25 protein-coding genes and 1 tRNA gene are annotated in these 20,587 nt (G+C 65.8%); 19 read left to right on the top strand and 7 right to left on the bottom strand.

What is annotated here, in order from left to right:
- Positions 1-2 precede the first annotated feature (2 nt).
- Positions 3-92 (bottom strand): K(+)-transporting ATPase subunit F, encoded by a 90-nt coding sequence (gene kdpF / locus GVM20_RS08510; RefSeq protein WP_166546781.1) that lies wholly within the window; start codon positions 90-92, stop codon positions 3-5.
- Between the two features lie 245 nt (positions 93-337).
- Between kdpF and GVM20_RS08505 the strand changes: the two genes are divergently transcribed.
- The 5 genes from GVM20_RS08505 (at position 338) to GVM20_RS08485 (ending at position 5,391) form a co-directional block, all read left to right on the top strand.
- A complete protein-coding gene (locus tag GVM20_RS08505) occupies positions 338-1,192 on the top strand; it encodes a TorF family putative porin (RefSeq protein ID WP_166546780.1) in 855 nt (284 codons plus the stop codon).
- Between the two features lie 132 nt (positions 1,193-1,324).
- Complete coding sequence (locus GVM20_RS08500) at positions 1,325-2,029, top strand: VIT1/CCC1 transporter family protein (RefSeq protein WP_166546891.1); 705 nt, start codon at positions 1,325-1,327, stop codon at positions 2,027-2,029.
- A gap of 152 nt (positions 2,030-2,181) precedes the next feature.
- A complete protein-coding gene (locus GVM20_RS08495; protein WP_166546779.1) occupies positions 2,182-2,802 on the top strand; it encodes a cytochrome b/b6 domain-containing protein in 621 nt (206 codons plus the stop codon).
- A 9-nt stretch (positions 2,803-2,811) separates the two neighbouring features.
- Positions 2,812-3,330: a helix-turn-helix transcriptional regulator gene (locus GVM20_RS08490; protein WP_166546778.1), complete on the top strand. Its 519-nt coding sequence runs from the start codon at positions 2,812-2,814 to the stop codon at positions 3,328-3,330.
- A 120-nt stretch (positions 3,331-3,450) separates the two neighbouring features.
- Positions 3,451-5,391, top strand: coding sequence for a S9 family peptidase (locus GVM20_RS08485; RefSeq protein WP_166546777.1), 1,941 nt, complete (start codon positions 3,451-3,453; stop codon positions 5,389-5,391).
- 53 nt (positions 5,392-5,444) lie between these two features.
- On the opposite strand, the gene GVM20_RS08480 is transcribed toward GVM20_RS08485, so the two are convergent.
- Positions 5,445-5,521 (bottom strand) — tRNA-Arg (locus GVM20_RS08480).
- Between the two features lie 164 nt (positions 5,522-5,685).
- Between GVM20_RS08480 and GVM20_RS08475 the strand changes: the two genes are divergently transcribed.
- The 13 genes from GVM20_RS08475 (at position 5,686) to GVM20_RS08415 (ending at position 17,139) form a co-directional block, all read left to right on the top strand.
- The gene (locus GVM20_RS08475) at positions 5,686-6,072 is read left to right on the top strand and encodes a hypothetical protein (protein WP_166546776.1); all 387 of its coding nucleotides are present in this window, start codon (positions 5,686-5,688) and stop codon (positions 6,070-6,072) included.
- Positions 6,073-6,138: 66 nt separating this feature from the next.
- A complete protein-coding gene (locus GVM20_RS08470) occupies positions 6,139-6,654 on the top strand; it encodes an MmcB family DNA repair protein (protein WP_502706190.1) in 516 nt (171 codons plus the stop codon).
- A 58-nt stretch (positions 6,655-6,712) separates the two neighbouring features.
- On the top strand, positions 6,713-7,489 hold the full coding sequence (locus GVM20_RS08465) for a sterol desaturase family protein (protein WP_166546775.1): 777 nt from the start codon (positions 6,713-6,715) through the stop codon (positions 7,487-7,489).
- On the top strand, positions 7,486-7,935 hold the full coding sequence (locus GVM20_RS08460; RefSeq protein ID WP_353653127.1) for a DUF2141 domain-containing protein: 450 nt from the start codon (positions 7,486-7,488) through the stop codon (positions 7,933-7,935). The genes GVM20_RS08465 and GVM20_RS08460 overlap by 4 nt, the downstream gene beginning before the upstream one ends.
- 127 nt (positions 7,936-8,062) lie before the next feature.
- Positions 8,063-9,742, top strand: a complete 1,680-nt coding sequence (locus GVM20_RS08455) for a PAS domain-containing protein (protein WP_166546773.1) — start codon at positions 8,063-8,065, stop codon at positions 9,740-9,742.
- 51 nt (positions 9,743-9,793) lie between these two features.
- Entirely contained in the window at positions 9,794-11,158 is a 1,365-nt protein-coding gene (locus GVM20_RS08450; protein WP_166546772.1) for a M48 family metalloprotease, read from the top strand.
- A 41-nt stretch (positions 11,159-11,199) separates the two neighbouring features.
- On the top strand, positions 11,200-11,928 hold the full coding sequence (locus GVM20_RS08445; protein WP_166546771.1) for a DsbA family protein: 729 nt from the start codon (positions 11,200-11,202) through the stop codon (positions 11,926-11,928).
- Positions 11,928-12,932 (top strand): M48 family metalloprotease, encoded by a 1,005-nt coding sequence (locus tag GVM20_RS08440; protein ID WP_166546770.1) that lies wholly within the window; start codon positions 11,928-11,930, stop codon positions 12,930-12,932. Before GVM20_RS08445 ends, GVM20_RS08440 begins: the two co-directional genes overlap by 1 nt.
- A gap of 86 nt (positions 12,933-13,018) precedes the next feature.
- Positions 13,019-14,248 carry a sensor histidine kinase gene (locus GVM20_RS08435; protein ID WP_166546769.1) on the top strand — a complete coding sequence of 410 codons (1,230 nt, stop codon included), beginning with the start codon at positions 13,019-13,021 and terminating at the stop codon, positions 14,246-14,248.
- The gene (locus GVM20_RS08430) at positions 14,245-15,051 is read left to right on the top strand and encodes a LytR/AlgR family response regulator transcription factor (RefSeq protein WP_166546768.1); all 807 of its coding nucleotides are present in this window, start codon (positions 14,245-14,247) and stop codon (positions 15,049-15,051) included. The genes GVM20_RS08435 and GVM20_RS08430 overlap by 4 nt, the downstream gene beginning before the upstream one ends.
- A 117-nt stretch (positions 15,052-15,168) precedes the next feature.
- A complete protein-coding gene (gene nadC, locus GVM20_RS08425; protein ID WP_166546767.1) occupies positions 15,169-16,041 on the top strand; it encodes a carboxylating nicotinate-nucleotide diphosphorylase in 873 nt (290 codons plus the stop codon).
- Complete coding sequence (locus GVM20_RS08420; protein ID WP_166546766.1) at positions 16,038-16,451, top strand: hypothetical protein; 414 nt, start codon at positions 16,038-16,040, stop codon at positions 16,449-16,451. Before nadC ends, GVM20_RS08420 begins: the two co-directional genes overlap by 4 nt.
- Before the next feature lie 118 nt (positions 16,452-16,569).
- Complete coding sequence (locus GVM20_RS08415; protein WP_234031929.1) at positions 16,570-17,139, top strand: ribonuclease T2 family protein; 570 nt, start codon at positions 16,570-16,572, stop codon at positions 17,137-17,139.
- A 10-nt stretch (positions 17,140-17,149) separates the two neighbouring features.
- Here the strand turns inward: GVM20_RS08415 and GVM20_RS08410 are convergent, their stop codons facing one another.
- The 3 genes from GVM20_RS08410 to GVM20_RS08400 form a co-directional block, all read right to left on the bottom strand.
- Entirely contained in the window at positions 17,150-17,782 is a 633-nt protein-coding gene (locus tag GVM20_RS08410; protein WP_166546765.1) for a class I SAM-dependent methyltransferase, read from the bottom strand.
- Between the two features lie 165 nt (positions 17,783-17,947).
- Positions 17,948-18,376 carry a nucleoside deaminase gene (locus tag GVM20_RS08405; protein ID WP_166546888.1) on the bottom strand — a complete coding sequence of 143 codons (429 nt, stop codon included), beginning with the start codon at positions 18,374-18,376 and terminating at the stop codon, positions 17,948-17,950.
- 60 nt (positions 18,377-18,436) lie between these two features.
- A complete protein-coding gene (locus GVM20_RS08400) occupies positions 18,437-18,679 on the bottom strand; it encodes a hypothetical protein (protein ID WP_166546764.1) in 243 nt (80 codons plus the stop codon).
- Positions 18,680-18,933: 254 nt separating this feature from the next.
- Here GVM20_RS08400 and rpmB point away from each other — a divergent pair, with 254 nt between their 5' ends.
- A complete protein-coding gene (gene rpmB / locus GVM20_RS08395) occupies positions 18,934-19,221 on the top strand; it encodes a 50S ribosomal protein L28 (protein WP_166546763.1) in 288 nt (95 codons plus the stop codon).
- 34 nt (positions 19,222-19,255) lie between these two features.
- Here rpmB and GVM20_RS08390 read toward each other — a convergent pair whose 3' ends face one another.
- A complete protein-coding gene (locus GVM20_RS08390; RefSeq protein WP_166546762.1) occupies positions 19,256-20,239 on the bottom strand; it encodes an esterase-like activity of phytase family protein in 984 nt (327 codons plus the stop codon).
- A 127-nt stretch (positions 20,240-20,366) separates the two neighbouring features.
- Positions 20,367-20,570, bottom strand: coding sequence for a DUF2093 domain-containing protein (locus tag GVM20_RS08385; RefSeq protein ID WP_166546761.1), 204 nt, complete (start codon positions 20,568-20,570; stop codon positions 20,367-20,369).
- Positions 20,571-20,587 lie beyond the last annotated feature (17 nt).

Genomic DNA, 20,587 nt, shown 5'->3' with positions numbered 1-20,587 from the left:
CATCAGAACCGCTCCGGCTTGAGCAGCACGAACACCAGATAGGCAAACAGGCCGAGCGCGACGAGCGCGGCCAGCAGGAGATCGAAGGTCATCAAAGGCTCCTCAGATAGGAGCCGTCCCAATGCGCGCGGCGCCCATGAAAAGTCGCAGGGGGTTCGGGGGCGCTGACATTAAATCCGCGTGAAAGCGGTGCGCGGCGTCTGTCGCCAAGTGGCCGGTTTCATGCGGCTTTCATGCTCTCCAGCCGCATTCCGCATGGCGATTTAACGGCAAGGCAGGGGAACTGCGCGGGCTCCGGGCAGCCCTTTCGGCTGCGCCGCCAGAAGGAACAATTTCCATGCGTTTTCTCCCCATCGCTTTGCTGGCAACCATCGCCGCTGTTCCCGCCCATGCGCAGCAAACCGAGGAAGAGCCGGGCGAAGCGGCTGATACCATCACCGTCTCGGGCAGCGCCGGCCTCACCACCGATTACCGCTTTCGCGGCGTCTCTCAGACAGATGGCGAGTTGGCGGTGCAAGGCGGCATCACCGCCACGCACACAAGCGGTGTCTATGTTGGCGCCTGGGGTTCAAACCTTGCCGGTTGGGGCACGTTCGGCGGGGCCAATATGGAGCTTGATCTCTATGCCGGGGTGAAGGTGCCGGTGGGTGCGGGGACGCTCGATACCGGCCTGGTCTGGTACATGTATCCGGGCGGCGCGGACGAGACCGACTTTGCCGAACTCTATGCCAAGCTGTCCGGCACCGTCGGCCCGCTCGCGCTGACCGCAGGCGTGGCCTATGCACCCCAGCAAGAGGCGCTGGGCAACGTCTTTTTCACCGGCGCAGCGGCTTTGGCCGGACTGCCGGATGATCCGGGCGACAAGGAGGATAACCTCTATCTCTCCGCCGACGCGGTCTATGCGCTTGGCGGTACGCCGGTCAGCCTCAAGGCCCATCTCGGCTATTCGGACGGCAATCCCGGCCTTGGCCCCAATGCCACCAGCGTCGCGCCGACCGGCACCTATTTCGACTGGTCGCTCGGCGCGGACATCACGCCGCTGGAAGGGCTGACCTTCTCGATCGCCTATGTCGATACGGATATCTCGCGGGCGGAGAGCGCTTACCTCCAGCCCAGTTTCTCGCGCGGCCAGGACGGCGTCGGCGCGATCGCTGGCTCCACTGTTGTGGCTGCGGTAACGGCTTCGTTCTGATGGGCGCAAGAAGGAAGGGGCGGCTGGCTCCTTCCTTCTGCCTGAACAGGCTCCCGCAGTTGCAATCCGGCTCCGATAGGCGGACACTCACGCCCAAGAGCCGGGGAGCAAACCCGGTGGAGCCAGACAATGATGACAACCGCCAGCGCCCACCCTGACGATCCGCACTATGTTCACCGCACAGGCTGGCTGCGCGCATCCGTGCTCGGAGCCAATGACGGAATCATTTCGGTCTCGTCGCTGATCATCGGCGTGGCGGCGGCGACGCCTGAACCGGGTGCGATCATGGTCGCCGGGGTGGCGGCGCTGATGGCCGGCGCCATGTCGATGGCGGCGGGCGAATATATCTCGGTCTCCAGCCAGGCCGATTCCGAACAGGCCGACATCCGCCGCGAGGCCGAGGCGCTCGCCGCCACGCCAGCCGACGAAGAGGCAGAGCTTGCCGCGATCTACCGCGCGCGCGGCCTCAGCGAACAGACGGCTGCTGCCGTGGCGCGCGAGCTCACCACGCTCGATCCCCTGGCCGCGCATGTGCGCGACGAACTCGGCCTGTCGGATCAGCTTTCGGCGCGCCCGTTGCAGGCAGCACTGGCATCAGGGCTGACCTTCAGCGCGGCGGCGGCCGTGCCCTTGGCGGCGGCGTGGCTTGCACCGGCCGACGCGATCACCTTCACCGTAGTGGCGGTATCGATCCTTGCGCTGGCCATCCTCGGCGCGCTCGGAGCCAAAGCCGGTGCCGCACCGCTTGTCCCCGCAACGCTCCGGGTGGTGGGCTGGGGGGCATTCGCGATGGCGACCACGGCGCTGGTGGGACGCCTGTTCGGGGTCAGTGTCTGAGGCGCTGACCATAAGCAGCGGCTTAGGCGGGCCCGGATAAGCAGATCGCCAATCGCGCGGCCGCATCTGCCGCCTCACATGACGCGGGTCAGCGGCTGGCTTTGTCCCCAATGTCCCGAGCAGTCGCTGGCACCCTTCGCAAAGGATGCGCCATGACCGCTACAACAACACCCGCCCGCCGCCGCTGGGATCCGATTGTCCGGATCACCCACTGGTCGATCGCCCTGGCGGTGCTCGCCAATGCTCTGCTCACCGAAGAAGGCTCCGGCCCGCACATCTGGGTCGGCTACGGACTTGCCGCAATCCTCGCACTGCGTCTGTTGTGGGGGCTGGTCGGCCCGGCCGAGGCCCGCTTCGCCGCCTTCTGGCCGAGCCCGCGCAAAGCGTTCGCCCATCTGCGCGACATCCGGGCTGGCACCGTCACCCCGCACGCCTCGCACAATCCGCTGGGCGCGCTGATGGTCTATGCCATCTGGGTCTGCCTGCTGACGATCATCGCCACCGGGATCACGATGGCCGGACCACCCCCGTGGGACGGCGCGGAGCGGGAAGCAGAGCATCGCAGTGCCGTGGTCTCAGGGGAGAGCCATGAAGAGGCCAGCGAAGAGGGGGACAGCGAAGAGGAAGGCGAAGAAGGCCTGCTCGGCGAAATCCATGAAACCGCCGCCAATCTGCTCTACCTGCTGATTTTGCTGCACCTTGCCGGGGTGATCTTCGAGACCCGGCGGAGCGGCAAGCAGGTTCTGGTGGCGATGGCGCCGTTCGGGCGATAGGCACGTGACATGAACGCAAAAGCGCGCAGCATTGAACGCAAGGCCACCGGGATCAGCATCCTGGTGGCCTTGCAAGCCTTGGCCTGCGCGTTCTTTCTGGCCGATCTGGTCGGCGATGTGCTGGCAGACGGGATCGGCCTGCATCTGGCCATCGAAGGCATGGCCGCTATCGCCTTGCTGGTCGCCGTGGTGCTGGGAAGCCTGCAGGTGCGCAGCCTGATCGCTGCTGCCCGGCGTGACGAGACCGCGGTTGCCGCGGCGCAAGGCGCGATGTCCGAACTGATCGCTCTGCGCTTCGCAGAATGGCAGCTTACCGCGGCCGAGGCTGACGTGGCTCTGTTCGCTCTGAAAGGCTGCGATATCACCGAGATTGCAGCCTTGCGCGGTTCAGCGGCAGGCACCGTGCGCGCGCAGCTCACCCGTGTCTATGCCAAGGCCGGAGTCGATTCCCAGTCAGCCCTGATCGCGCTGTTCCTTGAGGAGCTGATCGCGCTGCCGGATCAAGGGCCCTCCGCGCCGCGCGCCTGATCTCTCGGCACTGGCGCCGCTGCGTCCTTTTGGTATGCTGGCCCCGGGGAATGCACGCGCGTGCATGTATGCGAGTCTGACGGCGGGTGATCCGCGCAGACCGCCAGTGGGGGAATTACGATGCGTTCGATTATCGTCACAGTCATGTTGTTATCGGCCTCTCCGCTGGCGGCGCAGATTGCCACGCCTGAACGGCCGGTCACTGATCCCAAGGCCATCGAATCCCCCGTAAACCCCGAGGCGCGCGCAGTGCCGCTTGAGGACATTGGCAATTCGCGCAGCGTCGGCGGGGTCACGTGGAGCGCGGACGGTGAACACGTGTTTCTCTCGACCAATCTCACTGGGCGCTACAACATCTGGCGGGTCGATGCCGATGGCGGCTGGCCGTTGCAGATGACGCAGTCGGATGACTCCCAGGGCGGCCTAGCTGCCTCGCGCGATGGCAAGTGGCTCTATTTCACGCAGGATAACGGCGGGGATGAGTATTACGATCTCTACCGCGTCCCCACCAGCGGCGGCGCGGTTGAGCGGGTCACCGCCACCCCGGACCTCAGCGAGCGGGCGATGGTCCCGGGCGGCGCGGAGGGGCGGATTGCCCTGTCGGTCAAGAAGAAGACCGAAGCGCAGTCCAATCTCGCGGTGTTGAGCCCGGATGGCACGGTGCGCGTCCTCACGGCCGAGGGCGATCCCGATTTCGAGTGGTCACCCCGGTTGTGGGCGGATGGCGGCCAGACGATCTTCGCCAATCGCGAAAAGATCGATGCGACCACGACCGAAATCTGGCGTGTCGATGTGGCCAGTGGCAAGGCGACCAAGGTGCTCGGGCAGGACGGAACGATCTTCCGGGTGATGGACGTGAGCGCCGATGGCGAATGGCTCGCCGTCACCACCGATGTCGAGATCGGCCGCCCGCGCGCCGGGCTGTACAACCTCAAGACCCGCAAGTGGCGGTGGTTGAAGCCGATCGTCTGGGACCAGTCGGCGCTGCGCTTCACGCGCGACGGCAAGGCCCTGCTGGTCGAAAGCTCTGACGATTTGCGCAGCACCTTGGTCCGGTTCGATCTCGCGACCGGCGCGGAGACGGCGCTGAAACTGCCCACCGGCATCAATTACACGACCGGCAACGATCCGCGCTCACCCGATGGAAAGTCGCTGCTGGTGGTGAACATGGCCGCCAATGTCGCGGGCGAGCTGAACCGCTATGACCTTGCCAGCGACACTGTGACGCCGATTACGCAACTGGCCCTCGCCAGCCTGCGGCCTGAAGCGCTGGCGGGCTCACAGATGGTGACCTACACGAGCTTCGACGGCACCCGCATCAGCGCATTGGTGACGATGCCGGCGAACCTCAAGCGTGATGGCAGCAACCCGGCTATCGTCATCCCCCACGGCGGGCCGACGGGTAAGACCGACGACTATTTCGACGATATCGCCGCCGCGCTTGCCAGTCGCGGGTTCATCATCATCGCGCCGAATTTTCGCGGCTCGACCGGCTACGGCAAGGCGTTTCAGGCGGCCAATTATGATGACATGGGCGGCGGCGATCTCAAGGACGTGATCGCGGCCAAGCACTTCCTGGTCCAAAGCGGCTATGTCGATCCCAAGCGCGTCGGCATCTTCGGCGGCTCCTATGGCGGGTTCATGACGCTGATGGCGATCGGCAAGGCGCCCGATGAATTTGCGGCGGGCGTCCAGTGGTTCGGCATCATCAACTGGCGCACGATGTACCGCGACATGGACGAGGTGCTCAAAGCCTATTTGCGCAGCCTGATGGGCACGCCCGAGGAAAATCCCGAAGGCTACGACCGCGCCTCGCCCCTCACCTACCTCGCCAATGCCAAGGCTCCGCTGCTGACGATCCAGGGCGACAACGACATCCGCGTGCCGCGCGGGCAGGCGCAGGAGGTGGACGATATCCTGAAGGCCAAGGGCAACACGGTCGAAACCGTGTTCTACCCCGCCGAAGGCCACGGCTTCAGGAAGCGCGAAAACCAGCTCGATTCGCTCAAGCGCACGGTGGAATGGTTCGAACGCTACCTCAAACCAGCCGCGGCAAAATAGGAAGCGGCAGCGGGCAGCGCCGCTTGCTGATCCGATAGGTGGTGGTTCGGAGGTGGCGCACCCGACAGGATTCGAACCTGTGACCTCTGCCTTCGGAGGGCAGCACTCTATCCAGCTGAGCTACGGGTGCATGGTGCCATGCGGTGCGCGCTATTCTTGCGCGCGGCGCGGCGCTTAGCAAGAGGTGGGGCGCGATGCCACACAATTGTTCCGGGGGCGCGGGGGGCGGATCGGCGCGCAATCGCCGGGATCGGGCTTAACCAATCGGCAAGGACGCCCGCCTAGGCTCCGTTTATGGCCACGCTTCCGCCCGAGACGATTCCCCCGCAGGCCGCGAACCTGCCTGCGGATGGTGCCGCGCCCGAGGCGCTGGCCGAGGCGCTGGTGGCGCTCCACGGGCAGGCGGCCGGACTGGCGCTGCTCGCCCGGCTGGCGCCTGAGCCGGTGGAGATCGGCGGCGAGCTTGGCGCCGTGCTTGCCCGCGCTGCGCCATGGCAGCGGGCGCTGGTCGCGCAGACTGTCGCCGATTGCGCTGCGATGCTCGACAGCGGGCTGGCCGCGCTCGGCACACTGGCGCGACGCGGGCAGGACCCGGCGGCGCCGGCGCTGGTGCTGTGGCGCGAGTTTCATGCCGCCCGCGCCGCGATGGTGAGCGTGCTCGAGAACCCGCGACCCGACTAAAGGTGCTTGCCTGACAGCGTTCGAACGCGGCTTGACTGCGTTCCGCTTTCGTTCCAACTCTCGCTCATGACCGGCGGGCCGATTTCCTCCCCTGATTCGCCCATGCCGCTGGCCGCACCGCTGGCGCTCGCCGCTGGCGATGTTGCGCGCGGGATCGGGCGCTTGTTCGCGCGCAACGATATCTGGTGCCTGGCCGAAGTGCCGCTGAGGAACGGTCGCCGCGCCGATCTCATGGGGATTGATGCCAAGGGACTGGTCGTGATCGTCGAAATCAAGGTCGCCCGCGCAGACTTGCTCGGCGATGCCAAGTGGCCCGATTATCTCGATTACTGCGACCGGTTTTTCTGGGGCCTGCCGCCGGGGCTTGACCGTACGCCGCTGGAGAGCGAGGCCTATCGGCCCGGCACTTGCGGGGTGATCGTCGCCGATGGCTATGACGCCGAAATCCTGCGACCCGCCGCGCTTGAACCGCTGGCGGCTGCGCGGCGCAAGACGCAGGTCGAACACCTCGCACGGGTCGCCATGCGGCGGCACATGGCGCTGCTCGACCCGCTGGCGACGGCGCTCGATTCGCACGGATGAGGGTGGCCCCCTGACTTAACCCTGTCGCGCCGTTCGGATTTGCGGCATATCAGCGGGGATGCTCCCCGCTGACACGCCCGTTCCGATTGCGCTGCTGATTGTCAGTCTCGCCGTCACGCTGATCGTGGCGCTGCGCTATCTGCTGACCAGCGGGCTGTTCGCCTATGCGACGGCGAAAATGCGGCCCGGATTGTATGAGGGCAAGCGCGCGCAGATCCTACGCGAGGTGCGCTGGTCGCTGCTGTCTGCGGCGATTTACGGCGCGCCGGCAGGGATCGTGCTGTGGGGCTGGCGCCATCATGGCTGGACCCAGATGACCGCCGACTGGACGAGCCTGCCCTTATGGTATCACCCGCTTTCGGTGCTCATCTACCTCTTCGTGCAGGACACCTGCTTCTACTGGAGCCACCGCTGGATGCACCGGCCCAGGTGGTTCCGCCTCGCCCATGCCGTCCACCATGACAGCCGCCCGCCGACGGCGTGGACCGCGATGAGCTTTCACCCGATCGAGGCGGTGACCGGCGCGATCGTGGTGCCGGTGCTGGTGTTTGTCGTGCCGATCCACATCGCCATGCTCGGCCTCGTGCTGACCGTGGCGACGGTGATGGGCGTCACCAATCACATGGGCTGGGAGATGTTCCCGCGCTGGCTCGTTCACTCGCCGTTGGGGAACTGGCTGATAACCGCCAGCCATCACGAGCGTCATCACGAGGAATACAGATGCAACTTCGGGCTATATTTCCGCGTGTGGGACAGGCTGTGCGGGACCGACAAGGGCCTGTCGCGGCGGATCGTGACCGAGGCCGGGCACAGCGCGCAGGCCATCACGCCGTGAAAGCGGGCGCGCTGGTGCTGCTGGGGCTTGGCGCGAGCTTTGGCGCTGCGCTGGCGGCGGCTCCGGCCCAGACCGGCGAGGTGGTCATCACCGTCACCGACATCCGCTCCGCCAAAGGCGTGGTGCGCGCCTGCATGACGACGCGCGCGGATATCTTCCCCAAATGCATCAAGGATCCCGCCGCGCATCGCACCGTGGTGCCCGCCAATGGCAAGGTTGAAATCCGCTTCACCGGGGTCAAGCCCGGCCAATATGCCATCGCGCTGCTGCATGACGAGAACAATAACGGCAAGGCCGACCGGGCGATGGGGATGATGCCCAAGGAAGGCTATGGCTTCTCGCGCGATGCACCGGTCCGCATGGCACCGCCCAAGTTTACGGACGCTGTGTTCGCGCTAGGTGCGGGCACCAGCCGCGTGACCATCAAGATGCGGTATTTCCTGTAGTCTTATCCACTTACGGCTGAAAGGATTCTCTGCAAGATCAAAACATCCCACCTTCGTTTAACGGGATGTTTACCACGCCGCGCCACAACCCTGCGTGACTAGGTTCACCAAGGGGCGGATTACAGCCATGGACACTCTGCGCGGCACCTTCGATCCCGACGCGATTGCGGATCGGGGCTGGGATGCATCCGACGACGACGGCCCCGAGTCGTCCCAGCGCCGCGACCTGCCGCCGCATGCGATCGGCCAGGACGAGCGCCGGATGCAGGTGCGCGCCTACAACCACTGGGCCAGCCTGCTGGGCGAGCGCATGTTCCCCAATATCGAAGACCTCGATCCGGCCGCCCTTCCCGATTTCGGGCCGCATTCGGTGCTGCTCGACTTCTCGAGCGGTATCGACAATCCGGCGGTCTGCTTCCTCGGCGCGAAGCTCGGGCAGGAATGCGGCGCCACCGGCGTCATCACCCGGCTATCGGATGTGCCGCCGCGCTCGTTGCTGAGCCGCATCACCGATCATTACATGCAGATTCTCGCCAATCAGGCGCCGATCGGGTTCGAGGCCGAGTTCGTCAACCACGCCGGCGTCGCGATCCTCTATCGCGGGATCCTGCTGCCCTATTCCAGCGACGATTCCACGATCGACTTCATCTATGGCGTGATCAACTGGAAGGAAATGGCCGACCAGTTGACCGCGGATGAGCTGCTGCTGGAAATCGATCAGGCGCTCGAACTGGGTTCCGAGCTTGAGCTCGCCGCAGAGCCAGTCCTTCGCCCCGCCGACCCGGTGACCGACTGGGCCGATTCGCCTGCGCATGAAAGCGCGGATGACGCCGTCGGCGCCGACGAAGGTCTGCGGATGCCCGATTTCAGCCAGTTCGGCCTCGGCGATGACGACGAGGAATATGACGAGGACGAAGGCGAGGGCGAGCTTGCCGGATACAATTTCGCCTCCTTGGCCGATTACATCGAAGCGCCGACCAAGAAGGCGATCGACCTGACCGGCCTTGAGCCGCTGCCGGAAGACGAGGACGTGCCGGAGCCCGATTACGGCACCACACACTTCGGCCTGGAGCCCGTGAGTGAACTGGAACCCGAGCCCGCAATCGAAGCTGTGCCGGTCTTCACACCGGTCGCGCCCATCGCCGATCCGGTGGCCGAAGACGATGATTTCGCCGACGATTTTGTCGACGATCTGCCCGATGATGCCGGGCTCTATGATTGCCTTGCCGCCGCGCGCGAACTTGCGCGTGCCGCTGACAGCACCGAAGATCGCAGCCGCAACGCGCTCTATGCCGCGGTCAGCCGCGCCTATGACTTCAGCCTCGCCGCGCAGGCCGCGCCCGATGACTATGCCGAACTGATCGCGGAAAGCGGCCTCACCGTGCAGGACCGCGCGCCGATGACCCCGGTGGTCAAGCTCGTGTTCGGGCACGACTACGACAAGACGCGCCTCACCGAATACGCCGCCGTGCTGACCCACGCCCACCGCCTGAAGCTGGAACGCGGGAGCCTGTCGCGCTTCCTCGCCGAAGTCGAAGGCGGGGTGAAAGCCGTGGTCAAGGCCGAGCGCCGCTTGCGCCGCGAAGAGCAGGGCAAGCCGGTCGAAGATGCCGCCGCCGTGCGCGAGGCGCTCGCGCAACAGTTGCGCGCGCTGGATGCGATCTCGCTCGAACATCTCGACGGGGCCGGGCCGGAATTCGCGCTGGTGCTGATCCGCCGCGATGAAATCGGCTGCGCGGAAATCCTCGCCGAAGTGCCCGAAGACCTCGCCCAGATCGAACGCGCGGCACGCAAGCTGTTCGGGTGAGGCCGCGCGCTTCAGTTTGAGTTCAGGCGGAAACGCAGTAGGGTCGGCGTAATGCGTCGCCCCCAACCCCTTGCCGTCCTGCTTGCGCTGCTGGCGAGCGCGATTCTTGCAGTCCAGCCGGTCGCTGCGCAGTCGATCCTGCGCGATGCCGAGACCGAGGAACTGCTCAAGGACATGGTCGCCCCGCTGGTCGAGGCGAGCGAGCTTGAACCCGGTAATGTCGAGCTGGTGCTGATCAATGACGGTTCGATCAACGCTTTCGTGGCGGGCGGGCAGGCGATCTATGTCCATTCGGGCCTGATCAACGAGGCCGAAACCGCCAACGAAGTGCAAGGCGTGCTCGCGCACGAGCTGGGGCACATCACGGCTGGCCACGTGGTCCGTTTCGACGAGCGCACCAAGCGGGCAACCAATATCTCAATCCTGTCGCTGCTGCTCGGCGTCGGCGCGGCGCTGGCCGGGGCGGGCGAAGGCGCAATGGGTATCATTGCCGCCGGACAACAGGCTGCGATGGGGAGCTTTCTCTCCTTCAACCGCGATCAGGAAGCCTCGACCGATCTCGCCGGCGCGCGTTATCTCTCGGGCGCAGGCATCACCGGCAAGGGGATGATCAAGTTCTTCGAGCGGCTGCGCGGCAATGAAATCCGCGCGGGCTACAGTCAGGCGGACGAAGCCGCCTATGCCCGCACGCACCCGCTGTCGGGTGACCGTATCCAAGTGCTGCGCGGGTTGCTGGAAAAGGACCCGGCGTGGGATGCGCCGCCCGATCTGGCGCTGCAAGAACGCTTCGTGCGGGCCAAGGCCAAGCTCTTCGGCTACCTTGCCGAACCGCAGCGCACGTTCAACGCCTATCCCCCGCGCGACACCAGCATCCCGGCGCGCTATGCCCGCGCCTATGCCTATCACAAGGAAGCGCGGGTCGACATGGCGCTGGCTGAGGCTGACGCGCTGCTGGCGGCAGAACCCGACAATCCGTGGTTTCTTGAGTTGAAGGGGCAAGTGCTGCTCGAATCCGGCCGACCGGTCGAAGCGCTGGTGCCGCTGCGCCGCGCGACCGAGCTGACCCGCGCCCATCCGCTGATTGCCGGAATGCTCGGCCACGCCCTGATCGCGACCGAGAACAAGGCCAATTTCCCCGAGGCTGAACAGGTGCTGCGCGCTTCGGTGCAGAAGGATCGCTACAATCCCTTCGCATGGTATCAGCTGGGCGTGGTCTATGAAGCGCGCGGCGATATTCCGCGCGCACGGCTGGCGAGCGCGGAGCAGCAGGTGATGAACCGGCTCTACCCGCAGGCTTTGATGAACGCGCAGGCCGCCGAGGCGAGCCTGCCCTATGGCTCGCCCGACTGGATCCGCGCGCAGGATGTTGCCCTGGAAGCGCGCGCTGAACTGGAACGGCTGCGCGACCGGCGCTAGGCTGGCGCGCATTCACCCGCTGACCGACGGAACCCTCGCGCATGTCCTCCCAACCGCCTGCCTCCCCCCCCGCAGACGCGCCCCGCACGCTGACCGCGACCCTGCTGACCGCGCTGCTGGCGCTGGTGTTCGGCTTTCTGGGGGCGGCGGCGTGGTCCTACTCCGGCCTTGCGGACAACCGCACCCGCACCTTCCTGCTCGCCAACCCCGATCTGCTGCCGCAGATGGCGCAGGCTTACGAGGAGCAGGAATCGGCCAAGCGGCTGGCACAGATGGGCGGCGAAGTCCGCGAGCCTTTCCCCGGCGTGGTGCTCGGCAACCCCAACGGCAAGACCGTGCTGGTCGAGTTCACCGACTATAACTGCCCTTATTGCGAGGCGAGCCTCAAGGACGTGAATCAGCTGATTGCCGAAGACCCGGATCTGAAGGTCGTGATCCGCGAATGGCCGATCTTTGAAGGCAGCGATGTCGCCTCGCGCATGGCGCTGGCGGCAGGATTGCAGGGCAAGTACCGCGCCTTCCACGATGCCATGTTCGCGACCGGCGATGTCACCGCCGCCGCCAAGTCAGCCGGGCTCGACATGGCGCGGGCCGAGCGTGATGCGGCGTCCGATGCCGTTTCGACCGAGATCGCCCGCAACCTCGATTTCGCCCGCTCGCTGGGCTTCACTGGCACCCCGGCATGGATCGCGGGCAAGACCCCGTTTGGCGGGGCGGTCGGCTACGAAAAGCTCAAGGCCGCGCTCGCCGCGTCGACCGAGGCGCGTTGATGCGCGCCATTGCGCTCGCCGCGCTGCTGCTGGCCGCTCCACTGGCGTCACAGCCGCAGGAGGCGCCGCCGGTGATCGACTACGCGGCCGAACGGGCGGCCATCGGGCGCTATCAGGACGCTGACCAACGCTTGCAGGATGTGGGCTGGCACCTCGCCCGCGCGAATGCCGCCTTTTGCCCGCGGGTCGTGCCGAGCATCGGGCTGCAATTGCAGGACATGGCAAGCTACGGTTCGCCCGCGATCGCCCGCGCCGCACTGGGACTGGAACGCGACTTCGCGGTGCAGACCGCCGCGCGCGGATCGCCCGCCGCGCTGTCGGGGGCGTTCCCCCGAAACCGCGAGGTCATTGCGCTCGAACGGTTCGACCCGAACGAGTGGCCCGCAGGCGCGGCGATGGAATGGCAGCGGCTGGTGCGCGCGCATGACCACATCGAAGCGATGCTGACCGAACACGGCGGCATCGCGATTGGCTTTGCGGATGGGGCGGAAGCGCGCGTTCAACCGGTCGAGGTCTGCGCCACCCGGTTCGAACTGATGGGCGATGGCAAGCGGGCGGTCGCCGATGGCGCGCGGGTGGTGATCGGGATCGGTTTTCCCGCCTTCGGCTATGCGGAAGAGCCGTTATTCGCCGCGCTGGTCGCGCATGAGCTGGCGCATAATGTGCTCGGCCATAATGCCTGGCTTGAGCGTAACGGGCGCAAGGCCAAGCATGTGCGCCGGGTCGAGCGGGAGGCCGACCGGCTGGTGCCGTGGCTGCTCGCCAATGCGGGCTATGATCCGCAGGCTGCTGTCGCCTTCATGACCCGCTGGGGTTCGACCCACGACGCCGGGCTCAGGGTGCGGCGTCATCACGAAGGCTGGGATGAACGGGCCGAGGCGATGGCCGCTGAAGTTCCGGTGGTGCAGTCCCTGATGGCGGATCAGGGCAAGGCCGACTGGGCCACCCATTTCCGCCGCGAGATCGACCCGGCCGGCGGCCTCATCTCCCGAGCGAAGCGGTAATCCTTGCGCCGAGCCGTGGCGGCCCCGCGATGATGCGACCGATTAGCCGTGTGGTTTGCGACGAAATGAGTTAGGACTGTCGGGCTATGGCAGTGCTCCAGATCCAGGCGGCGCCGTTCTTCGCCAGCAAGAACCGGGCGTTCTGGAACCTCCAGTTGGCAGGCTGGGGCGCGGCTTTCCTGTTGCGTGCGGTCTCCGCGCTTGCGAACGAGCAGCCGCTGGATCTGCTGGCGCTGATCCTTGTCACCACCATCACCGGCTTTTCGATCAGCCTGATCCTGTCGGTGATCTACCGCAAGTTGATCCATCAAAGCCCGCTGGTAACCTGGGGGCTGACCGCCGTGGTGCTGTTCTTTGCGGTGGTGCTGCACGCGTCGATCGATGCGTGGGTGCAAGGCGTCTATTACGCCGCCAGCCGCGAGACGACCTTCGCCCAGCGGTTGATCGGGCTGCTCTATCTGCCGCTGACGCTGCTGGGTGGGTGGAGCGCGCTCTATTACGCGATCAATTTCTTCCTGACGGTGGAGCAGCAGGCCGACCGGCTGGAGCGGCTGGAAGCGCAGGCGACCGCCGCGCAGCTGGCGATGCTGCGTTACCAGCTCAACCCGCACTTCCTGTTCAACACGCTCAATTCGATCAGCACGCTGGTGCTGCTGAAGCAGACCGAGCCCGCCAATGCGATGCTCACCCGCCTGTCAGGCTTCCTGCGCCATACCCTGATCGCAGAGCCCGGCAGTCAGGTGACGCTGGCGCAGGAGGTCGAGACCTTGCAGCTCTATCTCGATATCGAGCGGATGCGGTTCGAAGAACGCCTGCGCACCCATTTCGAGATCGAGGACGCCGCGCTCGCCGCGCAGCTGCCCGCGATGCTGCTGCAACCCTTGGTCGAAAACGCGATCAAATATGCCGTCAGCCCGCAGGAGGAAGGTGCGCGCATCTCGCTCACCGCGCGGGTGATCGGCGATCGGCTGCGGCTCACCGTCGAGGATACCGGGCCGGGTATCGAAGACGTGCAGCGTTTCATGGCGGGCGATCCGTCCGGCACGCCTGTGCCGGGCCGTCCGGTCTCCACCGGGGTCGGCCTTGCCAATATCCGCAATCGGCTGGCCCAGGCCTATGGCGACACACACCTGTTTGAAACCCGTTCGGAAGCTGGGGGCGGCTTTACCGTGCTGATCGAAATCCCCTTCACCCGGGCTGATGTGCCCGAACCCGTCGCGGCAGGGTCAGGGGCTTCTGGCCCCTCTGCCGTGGCCGGGGGAGACAACATCATCCCCCTCAATCCCCCCCAACGAACAATCGGAACCCCCGCATGACTATCAGAACCATTCTCGTCGATGACGAAAAGCTCGCGATTCAGGGCCTCCAACTGCGCCTTGCGCCGTTCGAGGACGTCGAGATCATCGACACTTGCGCCAATGGGCGCGAAGCGATCCGCAAGATCAAGACCGAGAAACCCGATCTGGTCTTCCTCGACATCCAGATGCCCGGCTTTGACGGCTTTTCTGTCGTGAAGGGCGTGATGGAGATCGAACCCCCTCTGTTCGTCTTCGTCACCGCTTATGAAGAACACGCGATCCGCGCCTTCGAGGCCAACGCCGTCAATTACCTGATGAAGCCGGTCGACGAACAGAAGCTCGCCGACACGATCGAACGCGTCCGTCAGCGTCTGGCTGAGAAGAAATCGTCCGAGGATGCCGGGCAGCTGCTCGAAGTGCTCTCGGAAATTGCACCTGAACGGGCGGCGGACTTTGTGGAGACTACCGCGCCGGCCGCAGAAAGCGCGGACCGCTTCGAAAAGCTCATCAACGTCAAGGACCGCGGCCAGATCTTCCGCGTCGAGGTGGACACGATCGAGCATATCGAGGCCGCGGGCGATTACATGATCATCTCCACCGGCGACAATTCACTGGTGCTGCGCGAGACGATGAAGGACCTCGAGCGCCGCCTTGACCCGCGCAAGTTCCAGCGCGTGCACCGCTCGACCATCGTGAACCTCGATCTGGTGCGCCAGGTGAAGCCGCACACCAACGGCGAATGCTTCCTGGTGCTGGAAAGCGGCGCCGAGGTGAAGGTGAGTCGCAGCTACAGGGATGTGGTGGCGCGGTTCGTGCATTGATGGGTGCGGGGGCGCCTCCGCGCCCCCGTCCTCGGTGCTGTTCCTTCGCTACGCTCCGGGCACCTGCGGGCGGCCGGTCGGCCTTGCGGTCGCCTTGCGACCGTTTATTGAGAACGCATGACCTTCACCCTCCCCGGCTTCGACCTCGCCAAGTTCATCCGCGAAACGCTGGCGGAGGACTTGGGGGAAGGCCTGCCCGGCGGCGGGCGTGATGTGACCTCTGAAAGCGTCATCCCCGTGAACGCGCGCTTCACCGGGGTGATGGACAGCCGCGATGCCATTGTCGTCGCGGGCCTGCCGCTGGCCGAGGCGTTCTTCCGGTACCTTGATCCCGAATGCACCATCGAAGCCCTCGCGCGTGATGGGGACAAGGTGCCAGCCGGGACCGATCTCATGCGGATTGAAGGCAGAGCCCGCGCGCTGCTGACCGCAGAGCGCAGCGCCTTGAACATCGTCCAGCACCTCTCCGGCATTGCCACCATGACGCAGGCCTATGTTACTGCGATGCGCGGCCCGGGCGGCAATCCGGCCTGCACGCTGCTCGATACCCGCAAGACCATCCCCGGCCTGCGCTTCCTCGAGAAATACGCGACCCGCCAAGGCGGCGCGCAGAACCACCGCATGGGGCTGTGGGATGCGGCTATGATCAAGGACAACCACGTCGCGGTCGCCGGCAGCGTCGGCGAGGCGGTGCGCCGCGCGCGCGAAGCGGGTGTCGCCAAGATCATCTGCGAGGTCGACAGCCTCGACCAGATCGAACCCGCTCTGGCAGCAGGTGCGAGCCATCTGCTGCTCGACAATATGGACCCCACCACGCTCACTGAGGCCGTGGTCGTGGTCGCGGGCCGTGTCCCGACCGAGGCGTCCGGCGGCGTGAACCTCGATACCATCGCGGCCAAGGCGGCGAGCGGCGTCGACTACATCTCGGTCGGCCGCCTGACCCAGAGCGCGCCTGCCGCGGATATCGGGCTGGATTTCAAGCCGGCATGAAGCTGGTCCGGGGGCCGCGTCCGCTGGCGATCCGGGTCTTCGCCGCCGCTTTCCTTGCCGCCGCCGTGCTGCGGCTGGTGCGCGGGCTGAGTGATCTGGCGCTGTCCGAGACCATCTTTGCCGTGAATGTCCCGTGGTTCGCATGGGACCGTGACTGGACCATCGTCGCCCTCTCGGCCGAGTTCACCATTGCGCTGATCCCGCTGGCGTGGATCTACCTCTTCGCCGCGCCGTTCGCCCGCTGGCTGGTGCTCGGCTTCGGGGCGCTGCGGCTCGCGATGCTCGATCCCGCCGCGCTGGTCGGGCCGTTGCTTGTCGCCATTGCGATGGCGAGCCTGCTGACGCCACAAGCGGCGCGCTGGTTCGCGCGCGAGCCCGAGGAGGAGGACGGCCCTGCGGTATTCGAATAGCCTCCTCGCCGCGCTCGCGCTGGCGCTCCCCGCCGCCGCGAGCGCGCAGGCCTATCAATGCCGCGCGCCGCAGGTCACCAGCGTTCCCAAAGTCACGCCCGATGGGCCGCGCCGCGTGATGCCGATCACCGGCTACACCCTGGCATTGAGCTGGAGCCCGGAGTTCTGCAAACCCCGCGCCGATGATCGCAGCCATGCCGTGCAATGCGCGGGCACCAACGGGCGCTTCGGGCTTGTGGTGCACGGGCTGTGGCCGGAAGGGGGGCAAAGCTGGCCGCAATGGTGCGAGGCCAAGAACGCGCTCACCCCCGCCGAGGTGCGCGCGAACATGTGCCTGATGCCCTCCGAACGCCTGATCGCGCGCCAATGGGCCAAGCACGGCGCGTGCATGGTCAAGCGTCCCGCCAATTACCTCAAGATCATCCGCGTCCTGCGCTCAGGACTGCGCCTGCCCGATTACGACCGCATCAGCCGCGAGGACGACCTCACCGCAGGCCGCATCCGCGCGGCCTTTGCCGATGTCAATCCCGGCTGGCGCGAGGAGGCGATTGGGGTGAAACTCAACGCGCGCGGGTGGCTGGAGGAAATCAGGCTGTGCTATTCCAAGACCTTCCGCCCCGCCCGCTGCACGCCGTCACGCTGGGGCGCCAAGGACGCCGCACCCGCCAAGATCTGGCGGGGGCTGTAGCCCACTGAGCCTACTCCGCGTCCTTCCAGCCCCAGGCGAGGCGGCAGGGGAGAATATTGAGCAGCTCGAACCCGCTATCGACCCGGTCAAAATGCTGGGCGGTGAGGTTATGGGCCGCCTTGCTGAACTGGTAGGTAAGAAACGCACCGCCGGGACGGATCGCGCGGTGCGTGGCGGCGGCGATGCGGGGGCCGAGGCCTTCGGGCAAGGTCGAGAACGGCAGGCCCGAAAGGATGTAATCCGCGTGGTCATGGCCATGCGCGCGGATGATCGCTTCCACATCTTCGGCTGAGCCATGCACCGCGATGAAGCGGCTGTCGGTGATGGTGCGATTGAGATAGTCGATAAACAGCTTGTTGGTGTCGATCACCAGCAGTGTGCCATCGCGTCGCAGCTGATCGAGCACCGGACGGCAGAAGGTGCCGACGCCGGGGCCATATTCCACGAACAGCTGGCAGCGCTCCCAATCGACGGGTGCAAGCATCTTGCGGATCGTGTACCCAGAGGACGGGATGATCGAACCGACCATCACCGGGTGTTCGATAAAGCCCTGAAAGAACACCCCCCAAGGCCCCAGAAAACTGCGAAGCTTCTGCTTCCAGCGGGTCAGCCTGCGGGTCTGCGTAACTTCGTAACCGGCCATTATCGATCAGTATCCCTTGCCTCGCCCCCGGGCATGAGGACCAACCTGAACCCTCGTGCCCGTCGCAAATTCGCCGCCAGTTTGCAAGGAATTGACTGATGGCCTGCTCATCGACCGCCCATCCGTGGCGGGCTTGCGACGAAACCCGACCGTAAATGCCGTGCCTCAGCGCCGCTCCCTGAAAAACCCTCGTAGCATGTCTGCGGCCTCGGCTTCGCCGATGCCGCTGTAGATTTCGGGACGGTGCAGGCATTGCTCCTGCTCGAACACCCGAGCCCCATGTTCGACTGCGCCGCCCTTGGGATCGCTTGCCGCGTAATAGAGGCGCTGGATGCGCGCATGGGCAATCGCACCGGTGCACATCGCGCAAGGCTCCAGCGTGACCCACAACTCGCATCCGGTCAGCCGTTCATCGCCCAGCGCCTGCGCAGCGCGGCGGATCGCGAGGATTTCCGCGTGGGCGGTGGGATCGTGGTCGGTGCGGGGACTGTTATGCGCCTCGGCGATCACGTGACCGTCCTTCACGATCACCGCGCCGATCGGCACTTCGCCCGCGTCCGCCGCTGCGCGGGCAAGCGCAAGGGCGCGAGGCATGAAGCTGCGGAAACCCGCATCGCTCACGCCCCGCGCCCCTGCGGACGTGTTCGTACGGCGTTATTCGTCGCCGGTAGCCGGCGTACCCTCGGCGTCGGGCATGGTGATCTTGACATCCGGAACCTCGACCGTCGTTTCCTTGGTGCCGACATCGACGTCGGCGGTTTCGACGTCATATTCCGGCAGCGCGCCGCCTGTCACTTCGACTTCGGGCATTTCGCCTTCCTTGGTCTGGTCGACATCGCACGCGGCGAGCCCGATTGCCAAGGGGGTGATGAGGCTGGCGATGAGGATACGTTTCATGCTGGTCTTCTCCTGTCAGCCTGAAACAGCGGGCGGCGCCCGGCTCAGGTCTGGCGCATCAGCACGCTGGACGGGCCGATCCGGCCATCACATGGGTTAGACTTGTGCGAATAGGCGGCGGGAATACGACAAGCCACGTGCCAGCCGTCCGACGCGCGCAACTTGCTTGACGATTCGGCAGCACCCCGTTATGCGCGCCGCTTTCCTTACATAGGCCCGTGCTTAGGCCCGAACTTTACGAGAAGAGACACACCATGGCTCGCATCTGCGAACTGACCGGCAAGGGCCGCATGACCGGCAATAATGTCAGCCACGCCAACAACAAGACCAAGCGCGTGTTTCTGCCCAACCTGCAGAACGTGACGCTGATGAGCGAAAAGCTCGAACGGAGCTTCAAGTTCCGCGTGTCGACCCACGGCCTGCGCTCGGTGGAGCACAATGGCGGGCTCGATAACTGGCTGCTCAAGACCAGCGACGAAAAGCTTTCGGCCAGCGCGCTGAAGGTGAAGCGCGAGCTGGTGAAGGCTCAGGCCGCCGCCTAAGACGGCGCTGTCCTTCGGGATAGTAACGCATCGATCAAGCGCTCGGGGTTCCGGGCGCTTTTTCGTTGTCTGCGGCTGACGCGTCCCACTCGAATCTCACCAAGATGTTGCGCTGGAAGACCGAGAAGTTGTCATCAGCGATCAGCCACAGGCTGCCCCGTGCCGGATCAGATGCGGACGGGGCGTAGGCCAGGCCCTCGAAATTGTCGGCGAAGACCCCGCCCGTCAGCCGCTGGATGATTCGCGCTTTCCACGGCTCCCCGGCCCGGATGGTGCGCGGATCGGCGATGGCAATGGCGGTGTCGAAGCGCGCGGGCAGGGCATAGGCGACACGCCGCAGCAGGATCAGCACGCGCCCATCGGGGAGCTGGGTCGCATCGACCGGGTCATAATCGCGCGGCGCGACAAAGTGGAACGCGGTCGGCTTGCCCTTCGCGATCGGATCGGCTGGGTAAAGCAACGCCTGATGCAGTGTATCGCTGCCGCGCTCCGGCCCTTCGGCGATTAGCAGAAACCGTCCATCAGCGAGCCGCTCCATCGTTTCGGGGCCGCTATTCTGGCTCCACCGCGCCATTTCGCGCGGGGCGCGGTTCTTGCTTGTGCCATCAGCGGCGCGGCGCATGATGAGATTGTCGTTCTCGAACCCCGCCCACAGCGTTCGCGTGACAGGATCATGAGCGAGCGATTCGAGATCGACGACCTCTCTGCGCCCGCCGTCGCTTATCCCGACAAAGCGGAAGCTGCCCGGCACGGCGCGGGGCGAATCGCCTGACAGGTCGAGATCGAGCAGAAAGCCCCGGTCGGTCCCCGCGATCAGCCCGCGCTGGCCATCGGAGACCAGCGCCGAAAAGCCGCCGAACCAGCCATGCCCGGCGGTCAGCTCCCACGCTCCGGTCAGGGTGAGATCACCCGAAACACCGTCTCGCGCATCCAGCGGGGTGACAGTGATGTCGGCGGCATCGCTGCGCTGACCGATCGTGGTCTGGACGATGGTGCCGGGCACCAGGCCGATAGCCACCAGCGCCAGCAGCGCCAGTCGCCCTGCCCGCAGGCGTGCCCGAGGTTTCGCGCGAGCCGGGTCCTGCACAGAGGGACTGTAAGTCAGGCGCGGGACTTGGGGTGGGGTATTGTCCGGAGCGCGAAGATCACTCGACGCCGAGCAGCCGGCGCGTGGCGATTTCGCAGGACGCATAGGCCTCCTGCCGCTCGGCGCTCCAATAGCGCAGCTCGGGCAGGGGGATGGCTTCACCGGAGACCGCGCAGAGCACATGGCTCCCCGGGCGCAGCACGCGGAAACTGGAGGGGCCGTAATAGAGTTTGGCGGCCTTGTCGGACGGGGTCATCAGCATGGCGCGAACTATAGCAC

The organism is Porphyrobacter sp. SLTP, assembly GCF_009905735.1.
Classification (GTDB): Bacteria; Pseudomonadota; Alphaproteobacteria; order Sphingomonadales; family Sphingomonadaceae; genus Erythrobacter.
Note: the sequence above shows the minus strand (reverse complement) of the source record. Positions and strands in the feature narration are given on the sequence as shown.

Excerpts from the sequence above, each read along its gene's own strand:
- GVM20_RS08505 (WP_166546780.1), top strand. The coding sequence starts at position 338 with ATGCGTTTTCTCCCCATCGCTTTGCTGGCAACCATCGCCGCTGTTCCC.
- GVM20_RS08405 (WP_166546888.1), bottom strand. The coding sequence starts at position 18,376 with ATGCCTCGCGCCCTTGCGCTTGCCCGCGCAGCGGCGGACGCGGGCGAA.
- GVM20_RS08490 (WP_166546778.1), top strand. The coding sequence starts at position 2,812 with ATGAACGCAAAAGCGCGCAGCATTGAACGCAAGGCCACCGGGATCAGC.
- GVM20_RS08475 (WP_166546776.1), top strand. The coding sequence starts at position 5,686 with ATGGCCACGCTTCCGCCCGAGACGATTCCCCCGCAGGCCGCGAACCTG.
- GVM20_RS08415 (WP_234031929.1), top strand. The coding sequence starts at position 16,570 with ATGCCGATCACCGGCTACACCCTGGCATTGAGCTGGAGCCCGGAGTTC.
- GVM20_RS08465 (WP_166546775.1), top strand. The coding sequence starts at position 6,713 with ATGCTCCCCGCTGACACGCCCGTTCCGATTGCGCTGCTGATTGTCAGT.
- GVM20_RS08455 (WP_166546773.1), top strand. The coding sequence starts at position 8,063 with ATGGACACTCTGCGCGGCACCTTCGATCCCGACGCGATTGCGGATCGG.
- GVM20_RS08500 (WP_166546891.1), top strand. The coding sequence starts at position 1,325 with ATGACAACCGCCAGCGCCCACCCTGACGATCCGCACTATGTTCACCGC.
- kdpF (WP_166546781.1), bottom strand. The coding sequence starts at position 92 with ATGACCTTCGATCTCCTGCTGGCCGCGCTCGTCGCGCTCGGCCTGTTT.
- GVM20_RS08450 (WP_166546772.1), top strand. The coding sequence starts at position 9,794 with ATGCGTCGCCCCCAACCCCTTGCCGTCCTGCTTGCGCTGCTGGCGAGC.
- GVM20_RS08445 (WP_166546771.1), top strand. The coding sequence starts at position 11,200 with ATGTCCTCCCAACCGCCTGCCTCCCCCCCCGCAGACGCGCCCCGCACG.
- GVM20_RS08385 (WP_166546761.1), bottom strand. The coding sequence starts at position 20,570 with ATGCTGATGACCCCGTCCGACAAGGCCGCCAAACTCTATTACGGCCCC.
- GVM20_RS08440 (WP_166546770.1), top strand. The coding sequence starts at position 11,928 with ATGCGCGCCATTGCGCTCGCCGCGCTGCTGCTGGCCGCTCCACTGGCG.
- rpmB (WP_166546763.1), top strand. The coding sequence starts at position 18,934 with ATGGCTCGCATCTGCGAACTGACCGGCAAGGGCCGCATGACCGGCAAT.
- GVM20_RS08430 (WP_166546768.1), top strand. The coding sequence starts at position 14,245 with ATGACTATCAGAACCATTCTCGTCGATGACGAAAAGCTCGCGATTCAG.
- GVM20_RS08410 (WP_166546765.1), bottom strand. The coding sequence starts at position 17,782 with ATGGCCGGTTACGAAGTTACGCAGACCCGCAGGCTGACCCGCTGGAAG.
- GVM20_RS08435 (WP_166546769.1), top strand. The coding sequence starts at position 13,019 with ATGGCAGTGCTCCAGATCCAGGCGGCGCCGTTCTTCGCCAGCAAGAAC.
- GVM20_RS08470 (WP_502706190.1), top strand. The coding sequence starts at position 6,139 with ATGACCGGCGGGCCGATTTCCTCCCCTGATTCGCCCATGCCGCTGGCC.
- GVM20_RS08485 (WP_166546777.1), top strand. The coding sequence starts at position 3,451 with ATGCGTTCGATTATCGTCACAGTCATGTTGTTATCGGCCTCTCCGCTG.
- GVM20_RS08400 (WP_166546764.1), bottom strand. The coding sequence starts at position 18,679 with ATGAAACGTATCCTCATCGCCAGCCTCATCACCCCCTTGGCAATCGGG.
- GVM20_RS08420 (WP_166546766.1), top strand. The coding sequence starts at position 16,038 with ATGAAGCTGGTCCGGGGGCCGCGTCCGCTGGCGATCCGGGTCTTCGCC.
- nadC (WP_166546767.1), top strand. The coding sequence starts at position 15,169 with ATGACCTTCACCCTCCCCGGCTTCGACCTCGCCAAGTTCATCCGCGAA.
- GVM20_RS08495 (WP_166546779.1), top strand. The coding sequence starts at position 2,182 with ATGACCGCTACAACAACACCCGCCCGCCGCCGCTGGGATCCGATTGTC.